The organism is Oscillospiraceae bacterium MB08-C2-2, assembly GCA_035621215.1.
GTDB lineage: Bacteria > Bacillota > Clostridia > Oscillospirales > Ruminococcaceae > WRAV01.
The window spans coordinates 1,541,446-1,561,155 of record CP141729.1 but is presented as its reverse complement, the minus strand read 5'-3'; the positions used below and the strand labels follow the sequence as shown (position 1 = coordinate 1,561,155).

At 51.0% G+C, this 19,710-nt stretch carries 18 protein-coding genes; 10 read left to right on the top strand and 8 right to left on the bottom strand.

From position 1 onward, the window contains the following. Positions 1 to 88: 88 nt before the first annotated feature. Complete coding sequence (gene wecB, locus U6B65_06895) at positions 89 to 1,168, bottom strand: UDP-N-acetylglucosamine 2-epimerase (non-hydrolyzing) (GenBank protein ID WRS28846.1); 1,080 nt, start codon at positions 1,166 to 1,168, stop codon at positions 89 to 91. Positions 1,169 to 1,510: 342 nt separating this feature from the next. Between wecB and U6B65_06890 the strand changes: the two genes are divergently transcribed. The 6 genes from U6B65_06890 (at position 1,511) to U6B65_06865 (ending at position 9,991) form a co-directional block, all read left to right on the top strand. Next, complete coding sequence (locus U6B65_06890) at positions 1,511 to 3,031, top strand: hypothetical protein (protein WRS28845.1); 1,521 nt, start codon at positions 1,511 to 1,513, stop codon at positions 3,029 to 3,031. Next, the gene (locus tag U6B65_06885; protein WRS28844.1) at positions 3,031 to 4,152 is read left to right on the top strand and encodes a hypothetical protein; all 1,122 of its coding nucleotides are present in this window, start codon (positions 3,031 to 3,033) and stop codon (positions 4,150 to 4,152) included. Before U6B65_06890 ends, U6B65_06885 begins: the two co-directional genes overlap by 1 nt. A 115-nt stretch (positions 4,153 to 4,267) precedes the next feature. Continuing rightward, on the top strand, positions 4,268 to 5,569 hold the full coding sequence (locus U6B65_06880; GenBank protein ID WRS28843.1) for a hypothetical protein: 1,302 nt from the start codon (positions 4,268 to 4,270) through the stop codon (positions 5,567 to 5,569). An 87-nt stretch (positions 5,570 to 5,656) separates the two neighbouring features. Beyond that, on the top strand, positions 5,657 to 6,907 hold the full coding sequence (locus U6B65_06875; protein ID WRS28842.1) for a glycosyltransferase: 1,251 nt from the start codon (positions 5,657 to 5,659) through the stop codon (positions 6,905 to 6,907). Between the two features lie 14 nt (positions 6,908 to 6,921). Continuing rightward, positions 6,922 to 9,153 carry a cellulose biosynthesis cyclic di-GMP-binding regulatory protein BcsB gene (locus tag U6B65_06870; GenBank protein ID WRS28841.1) on the top strand — a complete coding sequence of 744 codons (2,232 nt, stop codon included), beginning with the start codon at positions 6,922 to 6,924 and terminating at the stop codon, positions 9,151 to 9,153. Beyond that, positions 9,140 to 9,991, top strand: coding sequence for a diguanylate cyclase (locus U6B65_06865; protein ID WRS28840.1), 852 nt, complete (start codon positions 9,140 to 9,142; stop codon positions 9,989 to 9,991). The genes U6B65_06870 and U6B65_06865 overlap by 14 nt, the downstream gene beginning before the upstream one ends. A 284-nt stretch (positions 9,992 to 10,275) precedes the next feature. On the opposite strand, the gene U6B65_06860 is transcribed toward U6B65_06865, so the two are convergent. Together U6B65_06860 and U6B65_06855 are read right to left on the bottom strand one after the other, a co-directional pair. After that, on the bottom strand, positions 10,276 to 10,872 hold the full coding sequence (locus U6B65_06860) for a lysine exporter LysO family protein (GenBank protein WRS28839.1): 597 nt from the start codon (positions 10,870 to 10,872) through the stop codon (positions 10,276 to 10,278). Continuing rightward, positions 10,872 to 11,156 carry a LysO family transporter gene (locus U6B65_06855; GenBank protein WRS28838.1) on the bottom strand — a complete coding sequence of 95 codons (285 nt, stop codon included), beginning with the start codon at positions 11,154 to 11,156 and terminating at the stop codon, positions 10,872 to 10,874. Before U6B65_06855 ends, U6B65_06860 begins: the two co-directional genes overlap by 1 nt. A gap of 431 nt (positions 11,157 to 11,587) precedes the next feature. Between U6B65_06855 and U6B65_06850 the strand changes: the two genes are divergently transcribed. From U6B65_06850 to U6B65_06840, 3 genes are all read left to right on the top strand, one after another. Continuing rightward, positions 11,588 to 12,067, top strand: a complete 480-nt coding sequence (locus U6B65_06850) for a flavin reductase (GenBank protein WRS28837.1) — start codon at positions 11,588 to 11,590, stop codon at positions 12,065 to 12,067. A gap of 27 nt (positions 12,068 to 12,094) precedes the next feature. Next, positions 12,095 to 12,253: a rubredoxin gene (locus U6B65_06845; protein ID WRS28836.1), complete on the top strand. Its 159-nt coding sequence runs from the start codon at positions 12,095 to 12,097 to the stop codon at positions 12,251 to 12,253. 327 nt (positions 12,254 to 12,580) lie between these two features. Further along, positions 12,581 to 13,780: an FprA family A-type flavoprotein gene (locus tag U6B65_06840; GenBank protein ID WRS28835.1), complete on the top strand. Its 1,200-nt coding sequence runs from the start codon at positions 12,581 to 12,583 to the stop codon at positions 13,778 to 13,780. Positions 13,781 to 14,019: 239 nt separating this feature from the next. Here the strand turns inward: U6B65_06840 and U6B65_06835 are convergent, their stop codons facing one another. Further along, entirely contained in the window at positions 14,020 to 14,769 is a 750-nt protein-coding gene (locus U6B65_06835; protein ID WRS28834.1) for a lytic transglycosylase domain-containing protein, read from the bottom strand. Between the two features lie 247 nt (positions 14,770 to 15,016). On the opposite strand from U6B65_06835, the gene U6B65_06830 reads away from it, so the two are divergent. Continuing rightward, positions 15,017 to 16,369 (top strand): sodium:alanine symporter family protein, encoded by a 1,353-nt coding sequence (locus tag U6B65_06830; protein ID WRS28833.1) that lies wholly within the window; start codon positions 15,017 to 15,019, stop codon positions 16,367 to 16,369. Positions 16,370 to 16,444: 75 nt separating this feature from the next. Here U6B65_06830 and U6B65_06825 read toward each other — a convergent pair whose 3' ends face one another. From U6B65_06825 to U6B65_06810, 4 genes are all read right to left on the bottom strand, one after another. Further along, positions 16,445 to 16,633, bottom strand: a complete 189-nt coding sequence (locus tag U6B65_06825) for an alpha/beta-type small acid-soluble spore protein (protein WRS28832.1) — start codon at positions 16,631 to 16,633, stop codon at positions 16,445 to 16,447. Between the two features lie 102 nt (positions 16,634 to 16,735). After that, complete coding sequence (locus tag U6B65_06820; protein WRS28831.1) at positions 16,736 to 17,260, bottom strand: hypothetical protein; 525 nt, start codon at positions 17,258 to 17,260, stop codon at positions 16,736 to 16,738. Positions 17,261 to 17,481: 221 nt separating this feature from the next. After that, positions 17,482 to 18,762 carry a HAMP domain-containing sensor histidine kinase gene (locus U6B65_06815; protein ID WRS28830.1) on the bottom strand — a complete coding sequence of 427 codons (1,281 nt, stop codon included), beginning with the start codon at positions 18,760 to 18,762 and terminating at the stop codon, positions 17,482 to 17,484. Further along, on the bottom strand, positions 18,755 to 19,435 hold the full coding sequence (locus U6B65_06810) for a response regulator transcription factor (GenBank protein WRS28829.1): 681 nt from the start codon (positions 19,433 to 19,435) through the stop codon (positions 18,755 to 18,757). The genes U6B65_06815 and U6B65_06810 overlap by 8 nt, the downstream gene beginning before the upstream one ends. Positions 19,436 to 19,710 lie beyond the last annotated feature (275 nt).

Genomic DNA, 19,710 nt, shown 5'->3' with positions numbered 1-19,710 from the left:
GCAACGTATTCCCCATAGGCAAAAAGAGCTTTCATTGAAGCAAACACTTCGATGAAAGCTCTTTTTTAAGATTGCAAAGCCATGTTTCTTATTGCTTCCGGGTGTGTCTCGAAACACACGCCTCCAGCAAAGCGGCGACAATTTTTTCGGCGGCATGTCCATCTCCAAAGGGATTGACGGCGCCGGACATTCTTGAATAAGCCTGTGGATCGGTCAGCAGGCGTGCAGCGCAGGCATAGACGGATTCCTCACCGATTCCGGCCAGAATGGCGGTTCCTGCTTCAATGGCCTCCATACGCTCGGTTTCTTCCCGCAGAACCAGAACCGGCTTTTTCAGGGAGGGGGCCTCCTCCTGCAAGCCGCCGGAATCGGTCATCAGCATATAGCAGCGGCTGATCAGGTTGTGCATATCAAACACATCCAGCGGCTGAGTGCGGTGGATAAAATCGCAGCTGCCCAATTCTTTTTCCACCAAATTCACTACGGCAGGGTTAAGGTGCACCGGCAGAATAAACTGAATTTCGGGAAAATCCTGCCCCAACCGCCTCACAGCAGCAAAAATACTCTCCATCCCCTCCCCAAGATTCTCGCGGCGGTGCGCAGTGAGCAAAATGGTGGGGCGGCTGTAATCCAGCTGGTTGAGTATAGGCTGAGAAAAAACATAACCGGGAGAAACGGTATAACGCAGAACATCAATGGCTGTGTTGCCGGTAACAAAGATTTTGCCCGGTACATTCTGCCGCAGAAGATTCTCCCGATTGCGGTCTGTGGGGGCAAAATGAAGGCAGGCAAGGTTGCCCAAAAGCACGCGGTTCATTTCTTCCGGGAAAGGGGAGCAGGGGTTGCCGGTGCGCAGCCCGGCCTCCACATGCCCCACCGGAATCTGATGATAAAAAGCCTCTAACCCGGCGGAAAGGGCGGTGGAAGTATCGCCATGCACCAGCACCACATCTGGGCGAACTTTTTGGAATACATCGTCCAAGCCGGTCAGGATGCGGGAGGTGATCTGTGTGAGCGTTTGGCCGGGCTGCATAATGTTTAGGTCATAATCTGGCAAAATTCCAAATTTATCTAAGACTTCATGCAGCATTTGCCTATGCTGGCCGGTAATGCATACAATTGTTTCAATTGCGGGGTTTTGGCGGCAGGCAGTCACCAGGGGGGCCATTTTGATTGCATCTGGCCGTGTGCCAAACACAAGCATGGTCTTTAGGGGAAAAATGGAAATCAGCTCCTTTAAAATATTAACTGAACCTCATATATACTTTTTTCAAAAAAGTACCATTTTAGGTTTGGTTTGTCAACTTTATATGATGTAAAAATCCTTTTATAAAAACAAAAAAAGTAAAACCAGTATTTCATACAAAAGATTAAAAAAATCAAAGACCAATCAAGTGTACTTTGGTGGATGCTTTATTTTCGAAAGTAAGATATAATAGTGAAGCACTAGAGATTCGACATTTTTCTACAATTTTTTTAATATTTTAAATTTTAAAAATGAGGTAGATGCGTGAGCAAGTTTAAAAGTGTTCTTCCTTCTCCGGCGGCAGCAGCGGTTCTGGTGGCTGCGGTTATCCTTGCTCTGGCTCTGTTTGCTTGGCCTATGGGCATGGCGGATAACGGCGATTTTTTTCGTATGATTCATGGCAACGGGCTCTATAAGCTGGATCAGCATCAGGATGATGCGTATTTTAACTATTTCAGCCAGACCTTTGGCCGCTATGAATATTTCAACGAATCGGGCGAAAGCCTTCTTTCCTCCCAGACCCCCTTCATTAAAGGTGCCATGGCGCTGGATAATTTATTGACTGGCGGGGACAATGTTTTTGATATCCGTTTTTTGGCTTTGCCCATGGCTCTGTGGGCACTTTTAGCCATTTACATGCTGGTGGATTGGGCTTCTTGGGGGCAGAAAAAGCGGGATGGCTACATCATAGCGGCATTAGCCGTATACTTTTTTGCTGATACAGGTTATGCTGTGTATTTCAATTCCTTTTATGCGGAGGGGCTGGTTTTGGTCAGCTTTCTGACCGCTATGGCAAGCGCCCTGCTGTTGGAGCAGAAGCGCTATAACCCTTATTTAATGCTGGGTGTGTTTCTGGTCAGCGGTGTTGTGCTGACCTCGGCCAAGCAGCAAAATGCTCCCCTTGGTTTTCTTTTGGGTATTCTCAGCCTGTTGATGGCTCTGGGGCACAGTGGATACAAGCTCTCCCAGGAAAAAGGCGGCAGCTGGCTGCGGAAAAATCTTTTTTCGAAAGTAGCAGCATTTGGAGCGGTTCTTTTGTGTTTTACCGGCTGGGCCGTATATGCGCTGATTCCCCAGGAGTTTGTTTATATCAATCAGTACCATGCCATGACTCGTGGGGTGATGATGACCTCCGAGAACCCGGAGACGGTTTTGGAGGAGTTCGATATGGACCCTCAATATTCCCTTGTGGATCAGACCATTTATTTTGAACGTTACCCGGCTGCGGATGTGGAAAGTAAAGAGCTGAAGGAGCGGTTTTATTCCCATTATGGATTTGTCTCCATTTCAGCTTATTACATAACACACCCCGGCCAGCTTCTGCAAATGCTGGATTATTCCGCACAAAGTGCCAACGCGATCCGCCCGGCGGTGATTGGTAATTACCAACGGAATGCCGGAAAGGCAGCCGCAGCCCAAACACAGTTTTTTACTCTTCACAGCAGCCTAAAAGAAGCGTTTACTCCCCATACCGTGGGCTTTATGATTCTTTGGGTGGCGGTTGCCATCGGTGTCAGCTTCACCAAGCGGTGGAGAACCACGGTTTTGGCCTGTGCTATCCTTATGGGCTTTTCCCAGATCGGCACCTCCATTGTAGGCGCCGGTGATGCGGATTTATCCAAGCATATTTTTCTGTATAACGTAGCTTCGGATTTTACTCTGTATGTTTTGCTTGCTTCTGTGCTGATTCCTTGGATTGCCCGGCGAACTGCCAAGAGCAAGGCCAAGCCTCAGGTTGTTGTGGCAGAGAAGGAAGCTGTATTGGTGGGAGGAGGAAATATATAGTGAAAAAGCACCGCCCCAGCGGGCTTGCGGTTTCTCTGGCTTTGCTCTGCCTGTTGGTGGCAGGCTGCGGTCAACCGGCGGTTGATGCTTCGCTTATTCTTTCTCCGGCCGGTGAGGCAGCTCCCGGCAGCCCAGAAGCTCTCTGCCTTGCTTTTGTGGAAAACCATATGATGGCAGAAGGCGGCGTGTATACCACCTTCCAGCCCATTGCCTCCAATGGTGAGCTGGCTGGGGGTCGTGAGGTGCTCAGTGAATCACAAGGGCTGCTGCTGCTGTATTACAGCCGGGTTGGCCGTCAGGCCGCCTTTGAAGAGACACTTTCCTTTGTGCAGAACCATCTAGATTCCGGGACCTTGCTTTCTTACCGTCTGGGAGAAAAGGGGGAAGCCTTCCCGGTCAATGCAGCGGTGGATGATCTGCGCATCATCCGAGGGCTGCTGGAGGGGGGCCAGGCCTTTTCCCGGCCTGAATTCACCCAGCTGGCGCAGGAGTATGGCCGCAGATTTTATCAAACCAACGTGCAGGGTGGCATTGTGCGGGATTTTTACGATGAGCAGTATAAGGCCGCCAGTGAGCAAAGCACCCTTTGCTATGCGGATTTATTCACAATGGAGCTTCTGGCTGAGGAGGATTCCTCGTGGAAAAAGCCCCGTTCCAGTATGGAAAAGCTGGTGCGTGAAGGCTATCTGGGGGATGAATTCCCCTTTTACAGCCTGCGCTGCCGGATAGGGGAAAAGATCTATGAGCAGGGTGAGCTACACATGGCGGAAGGCCTGCTGACGGTGCTTCATCTGGCGCAGGTGGGGGCCGTTCGGGAGCAAACACTGGATTGGCTGGAGCAGAAGCTGGCGTCAGGGCCTCTTTATGGCCGCTATACCCCGGATGGGCAACCAGCCACGCAGATGGAATCCACGGCTGTCTATGCTCTGTGTGTTTTGCTGGGTCAAGAGACCGGTAGGGAAAAACTTACAGAGGCGGCCTTGGAGCGAATGCTGACCTTTCAGGTTACCGACCCTAAAAGTGCGGTTTACGGCGGCTTTGCAGACCCAGTTACCGAACAGGCCTATTCCTTTGATAATCTCACTGCCCTGCTGGCTCTTGCGGAAATACGGCGGGGATGATTCCGGTGGTGGGATCACGGAAGCAAACTGAATTTTTCGTAAAATGGGAAATAGAACAGAGGCCTTTGCTTGGCAGCTCGTTCTTTCCCCAAAACCAGGCAGGAGGTAAACCCCTGTGAAAAGGCTTAAAATATTAGCGGCCGCTTTGGTGGTGGTTCAGCTCCTATGGGCTGGGCTACCTTTTGCTGTTTTTGCCGATGAACAGGAGCCTTCCGTTTTGCTGATTTGCGGGGATACGGCGCTGCAAAAGGAGCTTTTGGAAAGCATTCAAGCGGCTGGCCAGAAAGCACAGCTTGTGAAGCCTTATGCCTATACAGCCGAAAGCTTAACAGGTGTATCTTATATGGTGACCACCGAAAGCCAGCCCTTTCTGGATGCCCGGGAGGCCGGAATTTTTGCGGTGGCGGTGGGGGAGAAGCCCGAAGTACCACCCGACATCCAGACTGTTTTGATAGAGGATACCCGGGCCACACTGCGGCTGGGGGAGCACTCCCAGTCTTTTTTTGAGCGGGGCACCATGCGGGTCATTACCGAATATACAGGCCAGCCCCTTGGTGAGCTGCAAACAGGCAAAGGCACGCAAAGTCCTTTTGGGGTCATAGGTGAAGGTTTTGCTTATGTTCCATGGGTGCCCCATGAAGGTTTGGGCCGGGTGGCGCTGAGTGCATTGCTGAGCCGGTGCTTTGGCAGTGAAGCGGGGAGCCTCTATCTGCTTGTGAATGAGATTTATGCATATTCAGACCTGAGCCTGATCATGGAAACAGCGGATGCATTTCACGATGCGGGTATTCCGTTGATTCTGGAGGTTACCCCCATTTATGATAATCTGGATTACCCAGCCTTTGAGCGCTATGCCTACGCTTTGCGGTATGCCCAGACCAGAGGGGCCACTGTTGTGCTGGGAGAGCCGGTGGTGCGTCCTTATGAAATGATACGGGAGCCTTTGGATACCAAAATGGCCCGAGCCAGAAAAGCACTTTTTGATGCCGGAATTCAGCTCCGGGAATTGGAGCCTCAACCGCTTTCACTCAGTATGGAAGAGTTGGAAACCATCCAGAGCGATACCCGGGCCTTTGGGGCCTTTCCCGTGAATACGGCGGTGGTATACCCCTTGTTTGAAAGCTCAGAGGCACTTGCAGAAGCGGTTGCGGCGGTGGAAAGAAAATGGCTGGATTTTTCCGCTTATTATCCCGCCGTTTCCCTGCGGGAGGATATTCTCGAGCAGACTCGCCCCATTATGGAGCCCTATGCTTACCGGGAGAAGACGGCGGCCAGCCTTGTGAAGGCGTTTGGTAGTGCCAATGTGGTTCTGATTGCGGTGGTGGGGGTAAGCGCCGCCGTCTTTGTCTTGCTGCTTGCCCTGAGCCGGCGGCTGTATCGCCGGAAATTCTACCGCAATATGCACACCAAAGAGTGATTCCGTTTGATAGGGATACAATAAGTGCTAGAACCGCTTATGTATAGCACTGGTGCTTCTCGTAAACATCATGAAGGAGGCTCACATTTGAACCTGTTGGATATACTCATGCTTATAGCGCTTATCTGCATCTGGCTGCTGCTGCTGGTCAATGTTCTTTTGATCATCGGCGGCTACTGGTATTATGTGGAATGCGAAAGGCGCAGGCTGCCGGAGCTAAAAACAGCTCCTATGGTTTCCATTATGGTTCCCGCCCACAACGAAGGGGTCGTGATTGTAGAAACGGTGCGGGCGCTCCTTGCCTTTGATTATCCGCCTGACCGTTACGAGATTATTGTAATCAACGACAATTCCAGCGATAACAGCGCCCAGCTTCTGGATGAGCTTTGCCGCCTGCATCCGGGCAGAAGGCTGAAAATTATCAATACCGATAGCGTTACAGGCGGCAAGGGAAAGTCAAACGCCCTCAACATCGGCTTTGGCCAGTGTGAGGGAGAGTATATTGTGATTTATGATGCAGACAATACACCTGAACGTGGTGCCCTGCGGATGCTGGTGGCGGAAATCTGCGCCGACCCCACTTTAGGGGCCGTGATCGGCAAATTCCGAACCCGAAACAAAAACGCAAGCCTGCTGACGCGGTTCATCAACATCGAGACCTTGGCCTTCCAGTGGATGGCGCAGGCAGGCCGCTGGAAGCTGATGGGGCTGTGCACCATTCCCGGCACCAATTTCATCATCCGGCGTGAAATTCTGGAGAATATGGGCGGCTGGGATATCAAGGCCATTGCCGAAGATACAGAAATCAGCTTCCGCATTTACCGCATGGGCTACCGTATTAAATTTCTGCCACAGGCGGTCACTTGGGAGCAGGAGCCTCAAACGGTTAAGGTTTGGTTCCGGCAGCGCACCCGGTGGGTTAAGGGGAATATCTATGTGCTGATCAAGAACCTGCCGCTGTTGTTTGATCCTTCCGCCAAGCGGATTCGGTTTGATATCCTCTACTTTTTATCCATCTATTTTCTGCTGCTGACTTCACTTTTGGTTTCGGACTCTGTTTTAATGCTGAACACATTGGGCTGGGCCCACACCACACTGGCGGGTTTCAGCGACCTTTTATGGCTTATGGCCATTGTGCTGTTTGTTTTGGGCACCTTTGTGACCATTACCACCGAGAAGGGTGAGATGAGCCTTTCCAATGCGGGGATTATTCTGGTTATGTATTTTACCTATTCCAAGCTTTGGATGATTGTGGCCCTTTATGGGCTGTATCAATACATTAAGGATGTTATATTTAAAAGAGAAACGAAATGGTATAAAACCGAGCGGTTTCAATGAAAGGAAGTGCAAAGTTGAACAGAAAAACAGCCGCCCGGTTTTGGCTTGGCGTGATTTTGCTTTCACAGCTTATGGGTGTTCCTGCCTTTGCCCAGCTTGCCCCACCGGAAAATACGCCGCAATCTGAAACCAGCCTTTTGGCGGAAGATGCATCTTCTACTGCACCGGGGCAGGAGCCTGCCGCTTCTGCCCCACCCGAGGCGAGCCAATCGCAACAGCCTGCCGTGCCCATCCCCCAGGGGGAAGGGCTGTTGACCCACGAGCAGGCTTTTTCGGCCGAGCATTCCCTTGCGGGCTTATTTGCCCAGTGCACGGAATATTTCAATGCAGGGTATTGGGATATCCAGTATGCGGCCTTCACGTTGGAATATTCCGCTACCCAGCTGGCGGATTCCGCTCTTTCCAGCCTGACGGTTTCCCTCAATGGTGAGCCCTTTTATTCAGCACGCATTGTCCCCAGCCTCGAGCATAGGAACCAGCGGCTGGAAGTGCTTTTACCATTGGAAAAAATCCACGAGGGTCAGAATTCCATTACGGTCAGCACCTATGTTCGCACAAAGGATGGCAAGCCTTGCGTGGATGATGTAGCTGGGGCCAACTGGATGGTGGTTAAGGCCAATTCAGCGGTGGCTTTGCTTTATTACCCGCAGGCATCCAGCCGCACAGTGGCGGATTATTACAAACAGCTCACCAGCATCGATGCTTTGGAAAACCGCCAGACCATGTTTTTTCTTCCTGAGCAGCCCAGTGACAGTGAGCTGACCGCTGTGGCCGTGATGTTAAGCGGGATTTCTTCACAGGCGTCTCTTTCTTATGAAAATATTGGCTTGGATACAGGCGGGCAAGAGACAGACCTTGCCCGATCCAAATACAGTGTTTATATCGCTTCCTATGACCGGCTCTTTCCCTCCATACGGGAGCGGCTTACCGAAGAGCAGACCAAGGCCGCCCAGCAGGGTGCCTTGCTTGCGGTTTTAGAGGGCAGTTCAGGGGAGCCCGGTGTTCTGCTGGTAACCGCACAGAAAGAGGAAGCTTTGCAAACGGCCGCTCTCCGCTTTGCAAACAGCGCCCTTATGGAGCAGACACAGGCCGCATGGCGGCGGGTGATGGAGCAGGAACGGGTGATAGTGGAGCCTGCCCCAGTTGCGGAGTATCTGCCCCTTACCGAGAGCGGCAGCAATGTACAGGGCCCCTTTCGGCAAAACGCTTCTTTTTATATCGAATACCCTGCCAACCGCCGGCTGGCTTATTCCAGCCAGATCAGCTTGGCCTTCCGCTACAGCGAAAATCTGGATTTTGACCGCTCCCTGGCCACGGTTTATGTAAACGACAAGCCGGTTGGCAGCAAAAAGCTGACCATGGATAAAGCCGGAGGGGATACGGCACTCTTTGATATTCCCACGGATTTGGAGGTCAGCGGCAGCTTCACGGTGCGGGTCTCCTTTGATTTGGAAATCAAGGATTTGTGGTGCAACCTCAATCAGGCGGAAACACCGTGGGCGTGGGTTAGCCCGGAAAGTATGCTGAAAATATCCTCAGTGGAAGCAAACGGCTTGCTGTTTGAAAACTACCCCAGCCCTTTCCTGCGGGATAACAGCTTGGATAATCTGGTGGTGGTGGTTCCGGATCAGCCGGGAAAAGCGGATTTGGAAGCCATGCGGGGCATCCTGCTCACCTTGGGCCGCTCCCAAAAGGATAATGCCGGTTCGCTGCGGGTAGCGAGAATGTCCCAGCCCGGGGATTTATCCCACGCCAATGTCATCAGCATCGGCAGGCTGGAGGTTAATGAACTGCTAAAGCAGCAGCACGACAAGCTGTTCTTTAAATTCAGCCCCGAGGGAACCACAATTCTTTCCAACGAGAAAATACTGCTGGACCCCGGCTACGGCGCTTCGCTGGGAACGCTCCAGCTTTTGGATTCCCCCTATAGTCAGGAAAAGCGGGCCTTTCTGGTGGTCAGCGGTGTAACGGATGCAACCATGCTCAAGGCCGCCCGGTATCTTGGCCTTTCGGATAACCTGTGGCAGCTCTATGGTGACGGTGTGGTTATAGATGACACGCAGGCCATGTCTTACCGCTTTAAGGCGGATAACAAGAAATCCCAGCCCCTTCTGGAGCAGGTTGCCGGGCGCCGTGATATTCAATTGCTGGCTTTGGCTGGGGTACTCGTTCTAGGGCTTGGCGTTTTTGCCCTGATTCTTTTGGGCATTAAGTATAGAAGGAGGAAGAACCGTGAAAGAAAATAGGCGCTTTCTTGGGGTGGATATTTCCTTTTTGGCCATGCTTCTTCTGCTCTTTATCAGCGTTTTTTTTATTGGCAGCGACACCGAGGCCATGACCGGGAACTTTATCCTTCTGGCGGTATCCGCCGCCTGTGCCATGCTCACCTATTTCACCTCGCTGACTGCGGGGCTGGTGGTGAATCTGGTGCTGATTTTCGCCTACGTGACTTATACTATTTTCACTTCTGCCTCCAGTGGTGTGGAGGTTCCTGTAAGCACTTACTTCTGGATGTTCTGGTCTCCGCTGATGACCACTGTCACTTATTTTTTTACCCGCCGAACCTTTCAGGCGGAAGAACAGAATCGAGTGCTGCAAGAACAGCTTGATCGGCTTTCCGGTGTAGATTCCCTTACAGAGCTTAAAAATATCCGCTCTTTTGAAGCGGATTGTGCGGTTTATATGAAAATTGCCAAGCGCTATCATATGTCGCTGGTGCTGGTGGTTTGGGAATTCCGCTTTCAGCGTGAGCTGGGGCATATGCTGGGGAAGGAAGGCCTTTTGGATTTGGTTAAGCGGGTTTCCCGGCAGATTACTGCCGCCCTCCGGGAGGAGGACGCAATCTATCTGTTGGAGGGTGACCCCTATACTTGGGGTTCTCTGCTGTTTACCGATCCGGAATCGGTGAGCATTGTGGTGGAAAGGGTAAAGAATCAGCTGGCGGAGATTCAGATACAGGATGCCGCCAGCCGCCATTCTATTGAACTAAGCATGCGGGTGGGCATTGCCACATTCGATGATACGATTACCTCACCCCTTGCTCTGCTGGAAAAAGCCCATAAACGCTCAGAATACGATGTATAGAGTTCAGCCTTTGCGCCGCCGGGGATAAAAAATGCCCCCTGTTTTCAGGAGGCATGAGGGTGTAGACAAAAGTCTACACCCTCTATGGGGGGCATCCAATGCCCCCCATATTCCCCCCCGGATTGCGCCGCTTCGGCGCAAAAGGTGGGATTCCTGCATCGAAATTAATTCGACTGCGGAAGAATCACGAATCAAAGAGACCGTCCGCTTAAACAATTTTTATGTCTGTCTACAGTCTGATGCCTCCTGTTTTCAGGAGGCAATGCAGATTTGTTATGAATGGGCTATAGTCCGCCATACAAAAGGGCAACCAGAGGCGGCACAATTCCGGTGAGAATCACACCACTGACCACCGCCGCCACCGCCGTTTCTTCATCAGTACACCGGGAGATGACCGGCAGGGTGGTATCCATGGCGGTGGCGCCCCCAGGCGCGATGGCACAAACATAGGGGAGCTTGCGGGCAATCAGCGGAATGAGCAGCAGAGAAAAGACTTCACGCAGAATGTTGGTTACAAAAGCCAGTGCCCCCAGCTGTGCATTGCCCAGATCGGTGAGCACAGCCATGGAAACGCTGTAATAGCCCATTCCTGCGGAAACAGCGCCTGCCTCGTTGGCGGAAAGCCCCAGAAGCAAACCCGCACCGATGCCGGCCGCCACACTCCCAAACAGTGTGCCAAGAGGGGTCAGCAGTGCTTTTGCCCCGATACTCCGAAGTCGCTTCCAAAGGGTGCGCTGGCTCCCGATCCCGATTCCGGTAGCGAAAACCAATATGATCAGAGCGATAGTATGTATTGCTTGAAGGTCACCAACCTGTGTGATGACCGGGAACAGCCAGCCCGCCAGAATGCCGGCACCTAAAAGCAGCAGAGGGATCAGCATCAGGAATCCCCCTTTCGCACACCCACTGTCAGCAGAAAAACAGCGAGAACGCTTCCCGCTATTCCCGCCAATGCCAAAATGGCTCCCTGAAAGCCCAGCTTGCCAAGGCTTTCCCAGAAATCCCCACTGCCGCCCAGCCAGCTTCCCATTGTGAAAAGCAGTACACACAGGCTGACAGTCTGAAATTTCCCTGCAATTTTCAAAAGCTTTTCTTTGTATTCTTTTCCGGAGATCCAGATCCCCACACCCATTCCAGCTGCCATTACAAGCAATATAAATGCCATTGAATGCCCTCGTTTCCTGTTTTGAAAGTTACCTTGCTATACTTATTATACATGCTTTGTCCATACCCCCTGTTACAGGAGCTTTTGAAGAGGTGCCAAAGAGCATGAACCGGGTGAAGCCAATTCCGCGGTTATTATTATTCTATGCCCTAAAACCCTTTGGTGTTATCCTTCTAAGAGAGAGGCAAGACCCCCTGAATTTAAGAGGTTTCCTTTGAAAAGCCTTTTGACATAGGGCGGATTTTGTACTATAATTAATCCGTATAGTGTTATGATTTTCCAGAAAAGCGGCCGCTCCAAAGGGGGGAACGGCTGCAAAAAAGAACGAGTGATTCTGCATCGTCTGGAAATTTGCAGGCAGGGCCCAGCCTTTGCAGGGGCAATGCTTCTGCGGCTTTATTCCGATGTAGAAGGTATGAAGGGGAAACAATATGGATGTAAGCGCAATGTTTAAGATCAACTGCGGCCTTTTCTTGGCCGGCGTTACCACCGATAAGCCCACAGGCTGTATCATCAACACCGTGATGCAGGTGGGGCACAGCCCGCTTAAATGCTCTCTGACCATGTCGCAGGATCACTATACCCACAGCCAGATTCTCCAAGCTGGTTCTCTGGCCATCACCACCTTTTCCAAGCAGGTGCGGCCGGATATTATCAAGCGGTTTGGCTTTACCTCCGGTAAAGTTACCGATAAATTTCAGGATATTGCCTATGAGTTGGATTCCCAGGGCAACCCTTATTTATTAGGGGAGTATGTGTCGGCGGTTTTCGCTCTGACGCTCAGCAGCAAAATGGATATCGACGGGGGTTATACCATCTTTTTGTGCGATGTCAAGGATGCTGTTAAGAGTGAGGGTGATTCCATCACCTATGGCGAATATCTGGAGAATGTTAAGAAAAAAATCTTTTAAAGCCATTTAATGAAAGGAGAATGTTTGATGGAAAAATATGTTTGCACAGTATGCGGCTATGTTTATGACCCCGAGGAGGGTGCACCGGAGCACGGCATTGCTCCCGGAACCAAATGGGAGGATATTCCCGATGATTTTGTCTGCCCTGTTTGCGGTGTAGGCAAGGAAATGTTTGAAGTCGAATAGAAAACGGGAAGTTCTGCGCCTTGTTTGGCAGAGGCGTTAGGCATCAGGCGTGAGCGCCGGGCGAATATGCCTTGTCTGCGCAGCACCGATCTACACAAGCGCCATCCCGCCTGTTTAAAGCGGGGTGGCTTTTTGATTTTTTCAGAAAAATTGCCGGCATGACCCGGTTATGAATAGAGAAGAATTATTGAGGTGCTCCGGCTGGTTAGCCGCACGCAACTCTATTGTTATATAGATTCAATGGGCCAATAACCGAACTTTTCGGATGGTATAGATTTTTAAAAGTACCGCTTCGCCCTGCAAGCGGAGCAGAATGGAGACAGAAGCATGTTGGAGATTACAAAAGGCATCTTTTCGGTGGGGGTTCTTAACCCCAATCTTAGGGTTTTCGATGTCATTATGAAAACCGATTATGGCACCAGCTACAATTCTTATCTGGTCAAGGGCAGTGAGAAAACAGCCCTGATTGAAACAGCGCACCGGGATTTCTGGCAGTACTATTTGGATAATGTGGGGGAGATCGCCGATATCTCCACAATCGATTATGTGGTCATGAACCACAACGAGCCGGATCATTCCGGCTGCATTGCCCGTTTGGTGGAGCTGAACCCCAACATCACTGTTATTGCAAGCCAGGCCGGGGCTATTTACCTGAAAAACATTGTGAACAATCCCCAGCTCAAGGTGCAGGTGGCGAAGGATGGCGACAGCATTTCTCTTGGCGATAAGACCCTCCAGTTCATAAACGCCCCTTTCCTGCACTGGCCGGATTCCATGTTTACATGGGTGCCTGAGGATAAGCTGCTCTTTTCCTGCGATTTTCTCGGCTGCCATTACTGCGAGCCGCAGATGAAGGATACCCGGGTTACTTATGAGGATAAATATTGGGATGCTTTCGCCTATTATTATGCGGCGATTTTCGGGCCCTTTAAGCCCTATGTGATCAAGGGGCTTGATAAAATCAAGGATTTGGAACTTGAATTTGTCTGCACCAGCCATGGCCCAGTCTTGACCAAAGAGGGAGTCATTGCAGAAGCCATGAAGCTGTATCGCCAGTGGTCCACCCCCGATCCCCGCAGCCAGAAGCAGATTCCGATTTTCTATTGCACAGCCTATGGCAATACCAAGGCCTTGGCCTGTGCTGTTGGGGAGGGGATTCGTCAGGTTCTGCCCGATGCCGCTGTGGAGCTTTTGGATATCATCGACCACGATATCGACGAGCTGGGTCAGCGCCTCAATGGAAGCGATGCTTTCCTTGTGGGCACGCCTACCATCAATAAGGATGCGGTTCCCCCTGTCTGGCAGCTTTTAAGCCATGTGGATGCCGTTAACATTGCCAAGCGCCCGGTTGCTGTATTCGGTTCCTTTGGTTGGAGCGGTGAAGGAACTCCCAATGTGGCGGCAAGGCTTGCCTCCCTCAAAACCAATGTGTTTGAGGAGCCGCTGAAGGTTGCCTTTGTTCCCACCGAAAAGGATTTGGAAACAGCCCGTGAATTTGGTGTCCGCTTTGCCCAGAGCCTTGCCTGATTGTTAAGCTTATCGATAAAATATCGACAATATGGGGGGCATCCAATGCCCCCCATAATCCCCCCGGATTGCGCTGCCCCGGCACAAAAGGTGGTATTCCTTCGTCGAAATGAATTCGACTGCGGAAGAATTACGAAACAAAAGACAGTCCGTTTAAACAACTGCGATCTTTTTGGACAGACCGAAGAGGCCGTGTTTCTCAGCTTAGCTGGGAAATACGGCCTCTTTTTTTCGTTCATTCAAATGTTGGCACACTGGGATACAAGGGCCTTGAATTCATCCCGCTTGCTGTAGAGCCTTTGGATGGTGGGGGTGGTCTCCACACCCTTAGCAAGCTGGGTTTTCATGCCGCCTTCGCCAAACTGATAGGCCATCAGTGCATTGTGGGCACCATGCTTGTGAACAAAGGTGGAAAGAATGCTGGCTCCGGCCTTGATATTCTCATAGGGATCGGTTAAATCTTTAATACCATAATCCGCTGCCAGCCAGCCCCTGTTGATGTCGTTGATCTGCATAATGCCGGTATCCTGTGTGCCGTTTTTGTTATAACCGACTGCACTGGGGTCAAACTTACTTTCCTGCCACATAAGCGCCAGAACCAGCTCATATTCCACATCCAGCTCTTTGCACAGGGAATAGGTATAGGCTTGGAGCTCCCGGCTTAGTGGAATTTCGGAGCAAAAAACAAATCCGTTGGAGGGTTCCTCCTTTTTGGGCGCAGGGGTTACTTTGGGCAGAACAGGCACAGGAACAGAAGTCTGAGGCTTTTCTTCCTTTACTTTTACAGGGAGAGATGGAAGCTTTGTTCTTTTGACAACCCCTTTTTTTAGCGAACGGGCGGAGCGGACATAGCGGTCGTAAGAAACGCCGGCTGCCATCACGGCAGCGAAGGGTGTGAGGGCCTGAGCCCCTGTAGAAACAAGCAGAGCGCCCATACAGAGCATACAGACCAGTGCTGTTGAAATACGCTTGATAAGGCTTTTTTTCATGAACATTGCGATCACCTTTCTGATGCCGGGGAAATTGCGGAACATATGGCGCCCCGGGTATAGGCCGGGCTTTTTTTAAAGCAAAGGCCGGGCCTTGGATAAATTCTGTCGTTGAGGAACAGCTATATCCAGTTTTGGCCAAAACAGGAAATTTTATACATGTGGGCATGGAATAGGCATTTTTGCCTGCCGCAAAGCCATATGTATAGTTGTACAGGTTTCAAAAGTCATAGATGGAGGAAACGCTATGTTTTTGGCCCAATGGATTGAAAGGCTGGCAGGAAGCGCTCTGGTCAATGGAACAATGGTATTTCTGCTCTGTGGCCTTGGCGTTTATCTGACAGTAAAAACCGGGTTTTTTCAGTTCCGCAAAGCACCGGAAATTATCCGCAAGACCTTTGGTACCCTTTGGGAAAAACCCGAAAAAACAGAGAAAGGCATTTCCCCCTTTCAGGCTATGACCACAGCTTTGGCGGGAACCATGGGGGTTGGCAACATTGCGGGTGTAGCCACTGCCATTGTAGCGGGCGGCCCGGGAGCTATTTTCTGGATGTGGGTCACCGGCTTTTTTGGAATGATGACCAAGTATGCCGAAATATTTTTGGCTGTTAAGTTCCGCCAGAAGAATCAGCAGGGGCGGTATGTGGGCGGGCCCATGTATTATATGGAAAAGCCCATGGGGAAAAAAGGGCTGGCCGTGATTTTTTCGGTGGTTTGCATTGCTGCGTCGCTGGGCAGCGGCAACATGACCCAAGTGAATTCGGTGGCTACGGCTATGGCGGATACCTTTGGGATATCGCCTCTGATCAGCGGCATCGGAATAGCGGTCATAACCGGAATGGTCATTCTAGGAGGGCTCAAGCGCATTGGAAAGGTCACCGAAGCGGTGATTCCACTGATTTCGGTTGCCTATCTGGCCGGTGCGGGGATGCTGCTGTATCTCAACCGGGAGCAGCTTCCGGCGGCCTTTCGCTTGATCTTTACCGAGGCCTTCCGCCTGCGTGCGGCAGGGGGCGGTGTGGCAGGCTATACCATTATGCAGGCCTTTCGCTTTGGTACCGTGCGGGGTATCTTTACCAACGAGGCGGGCATGGGGTCGGCGCCCATGGCACATGCGGCCGCAGACTGCAAAAGCCCCCGTATTCAGGCGATGTGGGGCATTGGCGAAATCTTTTTGGATACCATTCTCTTCTGCACCGTTACAGCGCTGGTTTTGCTGACAGCGGGCGGGGGAACGCTATGGCTCAGCGGAGAGGATGGTGCACCGTTGACAGCACTTGCCTTTGAATCCACCTTTGGCCCTGTAGGGGGCGTGTTCCTGACCCTGTCGCTGGTGTTTTTTGCTGTTGCCACGCTGCTGGGGTGGAGCTACTATGGCGAATGCGCTGTTGTTTATCTGGCGGGAGATAAAGCAGGGAAGGAGCTCTGCCTGAATATCTACCGGCTGCTGTTTCTTCTTGTGGCTGTTGGGGGGGCGGTTTCCAGCCTGAAAACGGTGTGGCTGCTGGCAGACCTTTTAAACGTGGTAATGGCGGTGCCAAATGTGATTGCCATTATTGTTTTGCGAAGGCATGTTTTGAAAGGCATCAAAAAGGAATGAAATGAAAAATCCCTTCGGCCTTGGCCGGAGGGATTTTTTCATCAAAGCAAAGCGGAAGGTTATTTAAAACCCAGCTTATTTCATGGAATTCTCGTAAGCCTGGATCATTTTCTTAACCATCTGACCACCAACAGAACCGGCCTGCTTAGAAGTCAAATCGCCATTATAACCCTGCTTCAGATTCACGCCGACTTCGCTGGCGGATTCCATCTTGAACTTGTTCATAGCTTCCTTAGCTTCGGGAACGATAGGTTTGTTAGCCATAATTTTATTACACTCCTTGAATTACTTTTTGTTGCTTTACGTTTGCAATATTAGTATAGGCATTGAGCTTTGTTATATAACTGGAAATTTTTTTAGAAATTGTCAAAGTCCTCCAGAAGTCAAAATATCCAAGCAGCCACTGGCAATTAAAGCGGCTGCAGCCGCCATGATCGCATATTTACCGGCTGCACTGTGCAGCTTTATTGGGATTTCCTGCGGCTCCACCAACTGCCCATCCAGACAGGTTATGGTGCGCTGCAAATTGATCACAGCGCTTTCCTCGGTTATGCTGGAAAGTGTGATGGTATCCATAGAGGCCATGCCGCAGGTAATGGCGGGCAGCTTGGTTTTAGAAACAAAATGAACCAGCTCCCGGTTGGTTGAATCCACCACGGCAAGAGCCTGGGACGGAATCTTTTCTTTTTTTATGGTGCAAATGTTTTTGTATATAATAAGTAAGGCCTCCGGAACTTCTCCACCGGAGCAAAGGCTGTCAAAATCCTTTACCACAAAGGAATGGGATAGGCCTTGTTCTTTTTGCAGGGCAAAATACCGGCTGAAAATTTGATTTAATGTATAACCGAATTTTTTATCATCATGGTCTGCGGCAATGGCGACTGTAATCATAAAACTTCACCTCATTGATGAATTCACAGCAATATATTGCGCCCTTTTGATGTGGATTATTCCCGCTGGAAGCAGCAGGAAGTTCTGCATTTTTTTGCTTTACAAATCAGTTGAAAAATAAAAAGAAGATCGCTGTCATTTTAAATGAACAGGATCTTCTTTTAAGTTATCTTTGTTGTAAATTGAGTTTTATAATTTTTATGATTCACATCGGCCTGCATTTATATAGGGAGCCGCAAAACGAGCTGTGCCCCGCCAAGAGGACTCTCCTGCACAGATAAACTTCCCTTATGAAGCAGGGCAATTTCATGCGCAATGGAAAGACCCAAGCCATAGTGGGCTTTGCTGGTGCGGGAGGCTTCACCCCGATAAAACCGCTCAAAAATTTTTTCCTGTTGGTCGGGGGGAATGCCCGGGCCGCTATCCGCTACACCGAATACAATACCACGCCGGGAAAGGCAGGAGGAAACAAGAATTTTTCCACCTTCGGGGGTATAGCAAAGGGCATTATCCAGCAAAATGGTCAGAAGCTGCAGGATGCGCTGTTCATCGCAGGAAATCCGGGGCATAGAGCGTTCCGGCAGCTTGACAGAAAGGGCAATATGCTTGCCGGCCGCCAGCTCTTCAAAGCGCTCCACAGCCGAAAGCACCAATGTTTCCGGGTTGGTGGGAGCCAGTGTAACCGACCAGCGCTGGCTATCCGCACCCGCCAGCTGCAACAAATCCCCTGTGAGCCGGGAAAGACGCACGCATTCTTTTTCAATTTTCTCAGAAAAATAGGGGACCTTATCCGCTGTGACACTGGGCAGTGTTTCCGCACTGGCCCGGATGACCGCCAGCGGAGAACGAAGCTCATGGGAGGCGGCAGAAACAAATTCGGTTTGTTTGCGCCGGGCCTCCTCAATGGGGCGAATGGCAATGCCGGTAAAAATCCACGCAAAACCTGCCAGACAAGCCAGCGCCACTAAAACACACAGCAAAAATACAATTTCCAGCCGCCGGGCTTGGGCCAGCTCAGGGCTCTTATCCTTTAAAACCGTTACACCCAGCCACTTTTGCCCAAAAGGAACCGAGCAAACCGCCGCCCGGTAATTCCCTTGAGGCACAGAAAGCTCAAACAGCACCATATCCGGCGCCAGTGTGGTAGAAGGTGGCTGGCGGCTGTCAAATTGGAATTCCCGCAGGGCTTTTTCCTGCGCCAAAGAGGTCAAGAATTCCCGCACCGGGTTTTGGCCGGTATAAACAAGCGGATTTTCGCCACTTTCAATGCGGATGTAAAGCCGGTTATCCGCTTCTGTCTGCCCCAGCCACGTGTGGTCAATCACCTGCTGGCTGCGCAGATAAAAGAAAATAGCATTCAGATTGCTTTGAAAGGTCTGATCCGATTGGCGCTCCAGCTGCTCCGCCGAAAAATAGAGAGAGGCCATGGCCATCCCAGCCAGCACCAGCCCGGTGCTCAAGGCGCAGACCACGGTGAGGCGCAGGCGTAGTCTTTTAAACATCCCCATCCTCCACACAGTAGCCCACACCCCGCACGGTTACCACATTCAGGCGGCTTCCCACCGAGCGGAGACGCTTACGGATAAAATGAATGTAGTTTTCTAAATTGCCGTCTTCCACCTCAGCATAGGGCCCCCATACCCGGGCAAACAGAGTGGATCGAGGCAGAACCTGACCAAAATTTTTCAGCAGTATTTCCAGAAGATCGGCCTCCCGCTTGGAAAGGCTGCAGCTTGTATCCCCGCATTCCAGTGACTTTTGCATGGGATCAAACACCACATCGCCCTGACTCAGCCGCTGTTCGCCTTCCCAGCTGCGGGGGCGGCGGTTCATGGCCCGTATTCTGGCCAAAAGCTCCTCCACGGCAAAGGGCTTTACAATATAGTCATCCGCTCCGCTATCCAGCCCTTCCACCCGTTCGTGAATCTGGCCCAAGGCGGTCATCATCAGCACAGGGGTGGTGATTCCCTCCTGCCGGGCCATTTTCAGCAAAGTTACGCCATCGGTTCCCGGCAGCATCCGATCCAGCAGAACAAGATCGTGGGCCTGCTGGCGCAGCCATTCCAGCCCCTCATCCCCAGAGCTGCAAAGATCTAGGGTATAGCCTTCCCGGGTTAAGGCAAAGCCGATAATCTCGCAAAGGTCGGGATCATCCTCAATCATCAGTATACGCATGGCAGCCTCCCGCAAGATTTACTCATTATATAGTCAATAAACTTGAAAACGAAACCATCGTTTTCAAAAGCAAGCAGAGCTTGCTTTGCGCTAAAGGCGCAGTTTTCGCCTCTTAGTATGCCATTTTCCCGCTTTGAAAAAGCGGGAAAACAAGTGCGCTTGTTTTCAAGTTTGGTTTCTATAGTTCTAAGTATACCACAGCCCGTCTGTAATTTTCCTCTAAAAGCTTTTAAAGATTCCAGAATTCTTAGAGGTTGATTTGGTACAATGCAGGC